At 69.5% G+C, this 8,492-nt stretch carries 9 protein-coding genes and 2 pseudogenes; 6 read left to right on the top strand and 5 right to left on the bottom strand.

The window, feature by feature from the left end; genetic code table 11:
- Window positions 1-272, bottom strand: a 272-nt coding sequence (locus tag AB0J46_RS50830) for a hypothetical protein (RefSeq protein ID WP_364344384.1), incomplete at its 3' end; no start/stop codon positions are given.
- Between AB0J46_RS50830 and AB0J46_RS50825 the strand changes: the two are divergent.
- Window positions 178-443 (top strand): annotated as a pseudogene (locus AB0J46_RS50825) (transposase); the annotation flags it as partial. The gene AB0J46_RS50830 and the pseudogene AB0J46_RS50825 sit on opposite strands and share 95 nt — an antisense overlap.
- A gap of 118 nt (window positions 444-561) precedes the next feature.
- On the opposite strand, the gene AB0J46_RS50820 reads toward AB0J46_RS50825, so the two are convergent.
- Entirely contained in the window at window positions 562-2,478 is a 1,917-nt protein-coding gene (locus AB0J46_RS50820; RefSeq protein ID WP_364344381.1) for a histidine kinase, read from the bottom strand.
- Window positions 2,479-2,947: 469 nt separating this feature from the next.
- Between AB0J46_RS50820 and AB0J46_RS50815 the strand changes: the two genes are divergently transcribed.
- Window positions 2,948-3,157 (top strand): hypothetical protein, encoded by a 210-nt coding sequence (locus tag AB0J46_RS50815; RefSeq protein WP_364344378.1) that lies wholly within the window; start codon window positions 2,948-2,950, stop codon window positions 3,155-3,157.
- 33 nt (window positions 3,158-3,190) lie between these two features.
- Complete coding sequence (locus tag AB0J46_RS50810; RefSeq protein WP_364344375.1) at window positions 3,191-3,373, top strand: MFS transporter; 183 nt, start codon at window positions 3,191-3,193, stop codon at window positions 3,371-3,373.
- Between the two features lie 168 nt (window positions 3,374-3,541).
- Here AB0J46_RS50810 and AB0J46_RS50805 read toward each other — a convergent pair whose 3' ends face one another.
- Together AB0J46_RS50805 and blaOXA are read right to left on the bottom strand one after the other, a co-directional pair.
- The gene (locus tag AB0J46_RS50805) at window positions 3,542-4,738 is read right to left on the bottom strand and encodes an MFS transporter (RefSeq protein WP_364344372.1); all 1,197 of its coding nucleotides are present in this window, start codon (window positions 4,736-4,738) and stop codon (window positions 3,542-3,544) included.
- Window positions 4,735-5,607: a class D beta-lactamase gene (blaOXA, locus tag AB0J46_RS50800; protein WP_364344369.1), complete on the bottom strand. Its 873-nt coding sequence runs from the start codon at window positions 5,605-5,607 to the stop codon at window positions 4,735-4,737. Before blaOXA ends, AB0J46_RS50805 begins: the two co-directional genes overlap by 4 nt.
- A 193-nt stretch (window positions 5,608-5,800) precedes the next feature.
- On the opposite strand from blaOXA, the pseudogene AB0J46_RS50795 reads away from it, so the two are divergent.
- Window positions 5,801-6,001 (top strand): annotated as a pseudogene (locus AB0J46_RS50795) (IS5/IS1182 family transposase); the annotation flags it as partial.
- 361 nt (window positions 6,002-6,362) lie between these two features.
- Here AB0J46_RS50795 and AB0J46_RS50790 read toward each other — a convergent pair.
- A complete protein-coding gene (locus tag AB0J46_RS50790; RefSeq protein WP_364344366.1) occupies window positions 6,363-7,358 on the bottom strand; it encodes a YafY family protein in 996 nt (331 codons plus the stop codon).
- Between the two features lie 118 nt (window positions 7,359-7,476).
- Between AB0J46_RS50790 and AB0J46_RS50785 the strand changes: the two genes are divergently transcribed.
- Window positions 7,477-7,890, top strand: a complete 414-nt coding sequence (locus AB0J46_RS50785) for a DUF1761 domain-containing protein (RefSeq protein WP_364344363.1) — start codon at window positions 7,477-7,479, stop codon at window positions 7,888-7,890.
- Window positions 7,891-8,005: 115 nt separating this feature from the next.
- The gene (locus AB0J46_RS50780) at window positions 8,006-8,467 is read left to right on the top strand and encodes a VOC family protein (RefSeq protein ID WP_364344360.1); all 462 of its coding nucleotides are present in this window, start codon (window positions 8,006-8,008) and stop codon (window positions 8,465-8,467) included.
- The last annotated feature ends 25 nt before the right edge of the window (window positions 8,468-8,492 follow it).

Here is an 8,492-nt window from a genome sequence, read left to right as displayed (position 1 = left end):
AATCCACTGCGCAAGACACGAAGATCATTATTCCTTCGTGGAACCCGCAACGAGATCGACGATCCGAGGATCACGCAATCTGCGACAGAGCCAAGTTGCGCGACGGTCAGGTCGCCAACCGTCCCGTCTACGTGGCGCTCAAGCCGGGCTACATCGCCCCGACCGAGGCCGCCGCCGATCGTGAAGTTGCGGGAGGACGCCTGGGCCGAGTTCGTGCCCTTCCTCGACTTCGACACCGAGATCCGCCGGGTGATCTGCTCGACCGACGCCATCGAGTCCGTGAACGCGCGGATCCGGCGGGCGGTCAAGGCCCGTGCCCACTTCCCGAACGAGCAGGCCGCGCTCAATGTGTCTATATGGCGATCAGGAGCCCGACCGGCAAGGGCCGCAAACGCTGGATCACCCGCTGGAAAGCCGCTCTCAACGCCTTCGCCATCACCTTCGAAGGCCGACTGATCCCGACCTCCCGATCATCAAAGAAGATCGAGCCGCGATCGTCGCCAAACTCGACGCGCTCAACCGCGCCGATGTCGCTCGCCTTGCCATCGAGTCGGGGTGGATCTAGGCGGGGACCCAGGAGCGGGTCGGCACCGTCGCGGCCAGTTCGAACCACTCGCCGTCCCGGGCCAGGTCCAGCCGCCCGTCCAGCTCGGCCAGGCGCGTGGTCAGGTTGCCCATCCCGGCAGAGCCGCGGCGGATCGGCTTGGCCTGCGCGCCGTCGTTGCGTACGGCCATGCGTACTTCGCCGTCGCGTTCGTTCGTGCTGATCGTGCAGTGGCGGGCGGAGCTGTGCCGCAGCACGTTGGTGACCGCCTCGCGCAGCACGGCGCCGAGCGTGGTCTCCACCTCGCTGCCGAGCATGTCGTGACCGAGTTCCAGCGTGACCTCGATGCCCGCGGCCGCCAGCACCGAACGTGCTGAGTCGGCCTCGCCCGCCAGCGACAGCCTCCCCCGCTCGCCGGAGACGGTCCGCAGGTCGCTGATGGCCTGCTCGGTCATGGCCAGCACGTCGTCCAGTTCGGCGCGGGCGCGTTCGGGTTCCAGTCGCCTGGCCAGCTCGCTCTTGAGCAGGATCGCCGCCAGTGTGTGCCCGAGCAGGTCGTGCAGGTCACGCGCGGCCCGCAGCCGCTCCTCCACCACCACCGACCTGGCCAGCCCGTCTCTGGCCGCGCTCAGCTCCCGGTCGAGCCGTGCCAGCGTGAACAGGCCGTAGATGACCAGTCCCGTCACGAGGGTGCTGACCGTGTAGTTCACCACCAGCGGGTACGGCAGGCCGATCGCCAGCCCGGCGACGCCCACCACCGCCATGACGACGGCCACCAGCGGCACCGCCGCCCTGAGCCGGAGGGCCAGCAGCAGCGGCCCGGTCAGAAACCCGGTCGTCACCAGCCAGGCCTGCCCGAACACCGGGATCGGGGCGAGCGTCAGCACGCCCATGACGATCAGTGCGATCGGATGCCTGCCCTCGATCGAGCGCAGGTGGATGAAAATGATGACGGCCAGCAGCGGAAGGGGCCACCACGAACCGGCCAGCAGCAACGCCTTGGCCGAGAATCCGACCAGCACCGCCGCGAGCACCGCCGTCGACAGCTTGATGGACAGGGCGGGCGGGTCCGGCAGCGTGGTGCCGGGCAGCGCCACCTCCACCAGGACCTGAGCGTTGTCGTCGACGCCGGTGGTGAGCGTGCCACCGGCCGCCGCGACCTGGGCGGGGAGATCGGCCAGGAAGTCGTCCGTGGCGCTGGGGGCGCCGTCGTGGGCGATGCTCAGCCGTACGGTGTCGCCTTCTGTGGCTGACTCGATCACGCAGCGGGAGGCGGCGCGGCGCCGGACGATCTCGGTCACGGCCTCGCGCAGGACAGTGGCCAGCAGTGCGCCGGCCGGGCCGAGCGGTTCCGCGTGCCGCATCCGCACGTCGGTGGCGACTCCCGCGGCGATCAGCATGCCCTTGGCGGTGGTGAGTTCGGGGGCCAGCGACATCGCGCGGTAGCCGACGGCGGCGGCTCTGGCCTCGCTCAGCGAGTGCCGGGCCGATTCCACGTCAGGCATGCCCTTCCGGGCGCTGGCCGCGATCGTGTCGAGCGCGGTGCCCAGGCTCTGGTTGAGTTCCGCCGCGATGCGGAGCTGTTCCTCGGCTGCCGCGGTCATCGCCAGCGACAGGCGAGCGGCGGTCACTTCCTGGATCCGGTCCAGCATCGTGGCCAGGCCGTAGACGATCAGGGCGATCAGGACCATGCTGATCACCGGGTCTGCCGGTCCCAGCAGCAGCGCGCTGCCCGTCACCACGAGGGCGAGCGGCCAGGACGTGGTCAGCAGCAGTGAACCGGCGACGAAGCCGAGGATGCCGACCGAAGTGTCGAAGGCGAACACGGAACCGTAGGCGGCGGCGGCCTGCAGCGCGATCAACCACCAGGATCGGCGCCGGGTGAAGACCACCTGTAAGCCGAGGACTGCCAGGGCCAGGGGTGACCCGGCCATCGCGTAGACGCCTGCTAACCCAGCCAGTACCAGAAGAACGGTCCACTTTGCCCACGTTTGCACCCACGTAGCCTACGAGCGCCGCAGGACCGCCGTTGCTGCCGCCACTATGGCAAGGAGCCCACCGAGGGCGGGCAGGGTCGTCCCGTCTGGGGTGATGGCGCCTGTTCGCGCGCTGCTCCTGCCAGATCAGCAGGCAATTTCGACATCGTCGACGTCACTCAGCAGGGCTGGGGCCTGTTGCGAAGTGTTGATCAACGGTGTGTCGTAGCCGGACAGGCAGAGAGGTCTCCGGTAAAGGGTTCAACGACCAAGAAGAACAAGCACCCCGGAGACCTCGTGGACACCTTAGCGGTGTTCGAACAGGCACTGGAGTACATCGCCGGCCACCCCGGCGTGTGGCTGGCCACCAGCGACGAGATCGCCGCCCACTACGCGAGCACGAGATCATGAGCGCAAGCAGGCAGTGGTGAGGTCTGACGGTGCTGGTGGCCCCGTCGACGCTGCTGTTCATGATGCTGACGATCCTGTTCCTGGCAGCGCCGAGCATGGCCGCCGACCTGCCCCCTCCAGCACACAGCTGCTGTGGATCTTCGACATCCACGGTTTTGTGATGGCCGGGTTCCTGGTCGCGATGGGCGTGCTCGGCGACCGGGCGGGCAAGCGGCTGCTGGGATGATCACCGGTGGCCGTGGCGATGATGGTCCCGGCCATGCTGGGCCTCATCTTCGTGCTCTTCGCCGACGCGAAGCGGCGCGGGATCGCGATCGGGTTGTGGGCCGGAGGCATCTCCGCCGGTGCCGCGCTGGGACCGCTGCTCAGCGGCGCGCTGCTGGAGGGCTTCGGCTGGCAGGCAACCATCTTGTCCGCCGGGTCGCTGTCCGTCGGGCCTTGATCGGGGTGTGGTTCATCGTGCGGCAGCTGCGTGCGCCACGGCCGCTGCCGGACGTGCGCCTGTTCGCCAACCGCATCGTCAACGGCGCGCTCGCGGGCTCGCGACCACCGCCAACGACCTGGGCATCTCACTCGGCATCGCGCTGATCGGCAGCATCGGCCTGGCCATCTACCGGTCCAGGGTCGACGGCACCCTGCCGGAGGGCCTGCCGTACGAAAGCGTCCCGGCGGGGACGCAGGCCGCAGCGGCGCAGGCGGTCAACGTCAGGATGACCAGTGCCGCCGTCGCGCCGCCTGCTCCCCGGTCGAACAACCCGCCCACCGCGATGCCACCGGCGAACGCGACCAGGCCCGACAGGAACGTCTGCACGCCCAGGTACGCCCCGAAACGCGTCGGCGGGGCGAGCCGGGCGATCGTCTGGAACACCGCCGGCTGTAGGAGCCCGTCGGCGAGCCCGTGCAGCACGGCCACCAGTACCAGGCCTGGCAGTCCGGTGCCCGCGCCGGCTGCCAGCAGCAGATGGCCGCCCGCGGCGAGCAGCAGTCCCGCGCGCAGCACGTGCGGGCGGTCGGCGCGCCCGGGTACCACGCACCACGGCTGAACCGCGGCCGACACCATGGCGAGCACGCAGGAGAACACGGTGACCGCTGTCGCGTCCGCGCCGCCGAGCGGTACGACCACCGACGACTGGTCGGTCAGCAGCATGGCGGGCGCCGACACGGCCGCGAACCCGATGAAGACCCGGTCCCGCAGTACCGTTCGCACCCCGGAGACGACCCCGTGCGGCACCCGTACGCGCGGGACGTGCCGCAGGAGTGCGAACAGGAACGCCGCCACGCCCCACAGCGCTGCCGCCGTCAGCGCCACCAGCCAGTAGCCGACGTTCAGCAGCGCCAGCCCGAGCATCGGGCCGGCCACCGCCGCGACCTGCAACGTCATCGCGTACGCCGCGTATCCGCGCGCCCTTCGCCGTTCGGCGAGCCCGGCCAGCAGCGACTGCGCCGCCGGGTGGAACAGCGCCCCGCCCGTGCCCAGCAGCACCACGGCGACGATCAGCCAGGGCAGGCTGGACACAGTGCCCAGCAGGGCGAACCCGGCCGCGCGCAGCAGGCACGCCAGAATGCCCATCCGTACCGGGCCAAGTACGTCCACCAGCACGCCGACCGGCAGGGAGAGCGTGTGCTGCACGAGATTGCGCAGCGCCAGCACCAGGCCGATCCCTCCGGCGGCCAATCCGAGGTCGGCTCGCAGGTGCAGGACGACGTGCGCCATGGCCGCGAAGTAGCCCAGCGAGATGGCCGCCTGAACGGTGACGACCACGGTGACCGTGCGACGGTCACCGTGGTCTGCGGGGGAGACGGTCACGCCGCGGGCAGGACGTTCAGCCGGTACAGCAGTTGACGGGCGAGCGTGGCGCGCTTGGCGGCGTCGGCGTCCTTGGCGATGTCCATGTTCAGCGCGAAGGTGTATACGCGTCCGCCGCGCTCGACCCAGCCCGTCCACCAGCCGGTGCCGGGGTTGGGGGCGTTCTGCCAGCCTGACTTGGCGTACAGGGTGTACCCGTTCTTCTTCTCCATCAGGATCAGGTCCTGGACGGTGCGCTGGTTCGCGCGGGAGGCGGGCAGGCGCAGGGCGGCCAGCCGTTCCATGAACCGGGTCTGCTCCACCGCCGAGATCTTCAGCGGGCCGTCCAGCCAGAACCGGTCGACCACGGTCCCGGTCTGCTGGTTGCCGTAGCCAAGCCGGTGCAGCCACTGACGTTCGCGCGTGAGGCCGATGCGGCGGGCGATCACCTGGAACGCCGCCGCGTTGGAGATGCGCACGGCCTCCCGCATGGTCATGTCCTTCTCCCACTCGGGAAACGGCTGCGGCGTGCCGTCCCAGGGGATCACCTCGTCGGGACTCTTGACCACGCCCGTCTCCAACGCGACGAGCGCATGCGGGACCTTGAAACTGGACGCGGGCACCATCGGCGTCTCCGCGCGCCGCCGGTCCACCACGGTCGTCGTCTTGGACGACACGTCCAGCAGCGCGAACGTGCCCCGCACCCCGGCCGTGTCGAACACCGTACGCAGGTCGTCGCGCACGGTCGTTCCCGGCCGCACCTCGACGGCCACAGTGGCGGCGCCGGCTGAGGCGGTGGCCGCGTACGAGGGAGCACCGAGGAGGGGGAGTGAGGTGAAAACGATGACGCCCAGTCCGGAACGGAGGGCCTGGGGGATTGCCTTCTTCATGCGCAGAGGAGATCACGGGACATCTGAACTGTCCAATATCGATATCAATGGACGACCGATATTCGAATCCGTATACCCGCTGGCAGAGAAGCCGCCGACGGCGGCGAGCGGCAGATGACGGTGTGTGAACAGGACGTCCCTGCGTCGTGTTCGCGCTCCCACCGATGGGGTTCCGACTGACCCCGGCCGGGCTGGCCGCTCACGCGGCTGGCTGAGCAGCAAGGTGCATCTTGCGGCCGAGCGCCTCTGCCGCCCGCCGGCTTGCGCCCTGACCCCGGGCCAGGGGAGACAGCCCGCAGTCCGCGCCGTGCTGGAGAGCATCAAGCTCCGCCTGCCCATCGGCCGTCCGCGCGCCCGGCCGGGATCGGTGGCCGCCGACAAGGCGCACTTCTCACTGGCCGTCAGAGTGGTGAAACCGGCGATGGATTCCACAACAAGCCGCGCGACCGGCACCGGGACCCAGATCGGCGATTGAGAGGTGACTCCGGCCCTCATGAGTCGTCTGACGTACGAGCAGTACTGCGACGCGGTCGAAGCCGTGGACGCGCGCTTCGTCGACCTGCCGGCGGGCGCCGACCTGGAGACCTCGCTGCCCACCTGCCCCCGGCTCTGTCCGCCGGCGCCGGTTGGCCTCGTCCACCCCAGCCTTTCGCGTCCTTCCCGGCCGGCGCAGCTCCGTCTGGAGCCGTTCGAGCCGCGCTGCCGACGAGTTCAATGGTCTGTTCAACCACTGCGTCCTCCGCAGGCATGGCAACTCACAATGTCGGTGATGCGATGCCGTGGCCGGTTGCGGTTCTGGTGAATCGGCGGGCGAGGTGTTCGAAGGCGTCGGTGAGTTCGTCGGGGCCGATGACTTCGATGTCGGCGTCGTAGCGGGCGATGGCGGCGGCGAGGCTGGGCCAGGACCAGGATCCGAGGGTGAGCCGGCAGCGGTTTGGGCTGATCTCCTCGACGAGTCCCTCGCGGGTGTAGAGGGCCACGGTGGCGGCGGGCAGGTCGAGGATCACCGTGCCTTGGCAGGGCCAGTTGCCCGAGGCGTCGCCAGAGCCGCGGAACGTGCTGGTGACGAAGGTCGCGACGTCTCCTCCGGGCAGTACGCGTGGAGTGAACCGGGGCCCGTTGGGGGTGCGCGGGGTGATCCGGTCGGCGCGGAAGGTGCGCCAGTCGTCGCGGTCAAGGTCCCAGGCGATGAGGTACCAGCGTCCGTCCCAGGTGATGACGTGGTGGGGTTCGACGCGGCGCGGGGGTTTGTCCGTGACCTCGGCACCGTAGTCGAAGCGCAAGATCTCGCGGGCGTGGACGGCGGCGCTGATGGTCAGGAGCACGTCGCCGTCGACCGGGGTGGCCGGCCGGGTGACAGGTCGTTCAACGGCGGTGACGCGCAGCGCGTCGATGCGGTGCCGGAGCCGGGAGGGCATGATCTGCCGGATGGTGTTCAGCGCCCGCTCGGCGGGTTCGGCGAGGCCGTCGCCGGGGTTGGTGGCGACGAGCTGCAAGGCGATGGTGAGGGCGACGGCCTGTTCGTCGTCGAACAGCAGCGGGGGTAGTTCGGTGCCGGCGCTGAGCCGGTAGCCGCCGTCAGGGCCTTTGACGGCGGCGATGGGGTAGCCGAGCTCGCGGAGCCGGTCGACATCGCGGCGCACGGTGCGCAGGCTGATGTCCAGGCGCTCGGCCAGCACCGTGCCGGGCCAGTCCCGGCGGGTCTGCAGCAGCGACAGCAGAGCCAGCAGTCGGGCAGAAGTTTTCTGCATGAACCTCATTCTGCCCGAAGTAGGTGCCACACCCTGTCACCTACCGCTGCGAACCTTCGTATCGAGCCGGTCAGCCACGCGACCCGGACGCCCCCTTAACACTGACGGAGTCAGCACCATGTTTGATGTTCTGGGCAACCTGAACTGGTTCGGGATCCTGCTCGGCTTCATCGCCTTGACCCTGCTCGGCGGCGTGTGGTTCGCCGGCCTGTTCCCCAAGGCGTACAACCGCTCCCTCGGCCGCGAGGTCGGCGCCAAGGCGCCGACCTCGCCGCTGTTTCTCGCCGGGCCGCCGCTGGCCGGCCTGGTCATCACCCTCACGAGCGCGATCCTGATGGCCGCGTTGAAGATCGACACCTACGGCGATGCGCTGCTGTTCGGCCTCATCGTCGGCCTCGGCCACCTCACGGCCAACACCGTCACCATCGCCATCAACCCCAACTTCCCGCGACCGCTGCTCTACGCGGCGATCTCCGGCAGCTACAACATCGTCGGCAGCCTGATCGTCAGCGCCATTCTGCTGGCCATCTGAGACCAGCAGCACCGTGGGGACTCGCCGATTCGGCCGTCCGAGACCACCTTCCTTCGCGACCTACCAGCCCATACCGGGCGTACCGCGCCCGGAGAACCAACAAGGAGTCACCAGCATGGCCATCTCCACCACCACCCACCTGAACTTCCGCGGTGACGCTCGCGCAGCGCTGGAGTTCTACCAGAGCGTGTTCGGCGGCCACCTCACCACCATCGCGTACGGCGACTTCGGCCTGCCGAAGGAACTGCCAGACGCCGACAAGATCGTCTTCGGCCAGGTCACGGCCCCCAACGGCTTCAGCATCATGGCGTACGACGTGCCCAGCCAGGCACCGGCCGCCGCCGCGCCCGCCGCCACCACTCGCGAGCACGGCATGACGCTGACCGGCGAGCGGTTCTTCGTGTCCGTCCGCGGCGAAACCACCGAGGAAGTCAGCGAGCTGTGGGACAAGCTCGCCGACGGCGCCGACATCATCGAGAAGTACGGCCCGTCGCAGTGGGCCCCGGGCTTCGGGATGCTGACCGACCGCTTCGGCGTCACCTGGATCCTCGACGTCGCCGCCCCGTACGCCGGCTGACCACCAACGCACTCATCCGGTCCGA

Origin of the sequence: Nonomuraea sp. NPDC049758 (assembly GCF_040674635.1) — a bacterium.
Lineage (GTDB): Bacteria > Actinomycetota > Actinomycetes > Streptosporangiales > Streptosporangiaceae > Nonomuraea.
Note: the sequence above shows the minus strand (reverse complement) of the source record. Positions and strands in the feature narration are given on the sequence as shown.

Bases quoted from the DNA above. Each gene is read 5' to 3' on its own strand.
- AB0J46_RS50790 (WP_364344366.1), bottom strand. From the start codon at position 7,358: ATGCAGAAAACTTCTGCCCGACTGCTGGCTCTGCTGTCGCTGCTGCAG.
- blaOXA (WP_364344369.1), bottom strand. From the start codon at position 5,607: ATGAAGAAGGCAATCCCCCAGGCCCTCCGTTCCGGACTGGGCGTCATC.
- AB0J46_RS50785 (WP_364344363.1), top strand. From the start codon at position 7,477: ATGTTTGATGTTCTGGGCAACCTGAACTGGTTCGGGATCCTGCTCGGC.
- AB0J46_RS50780 (WP_364344360.1), top strand. From the start codon at position 8,006: ATGGCCATCTCCACCACCACCCACCTGAACTTCCGCGGTGACGCTCGC.
- AB0J46_RS50820 (WP_364344381.1), bottom strand. From the start codon at position 2,478: ATGGCCGGGTCACCCCTGGCCCTGGCAGTCCTCGGCTTACAGGTGGTC.
- AB0J46_RS50810 (WP_364344375.1), top strand. From the start codon at position 3,191: ATGCTGGGCCTCATCTTCGTGCTCTTCGCCGACGCGAAGCGGCGCGGG.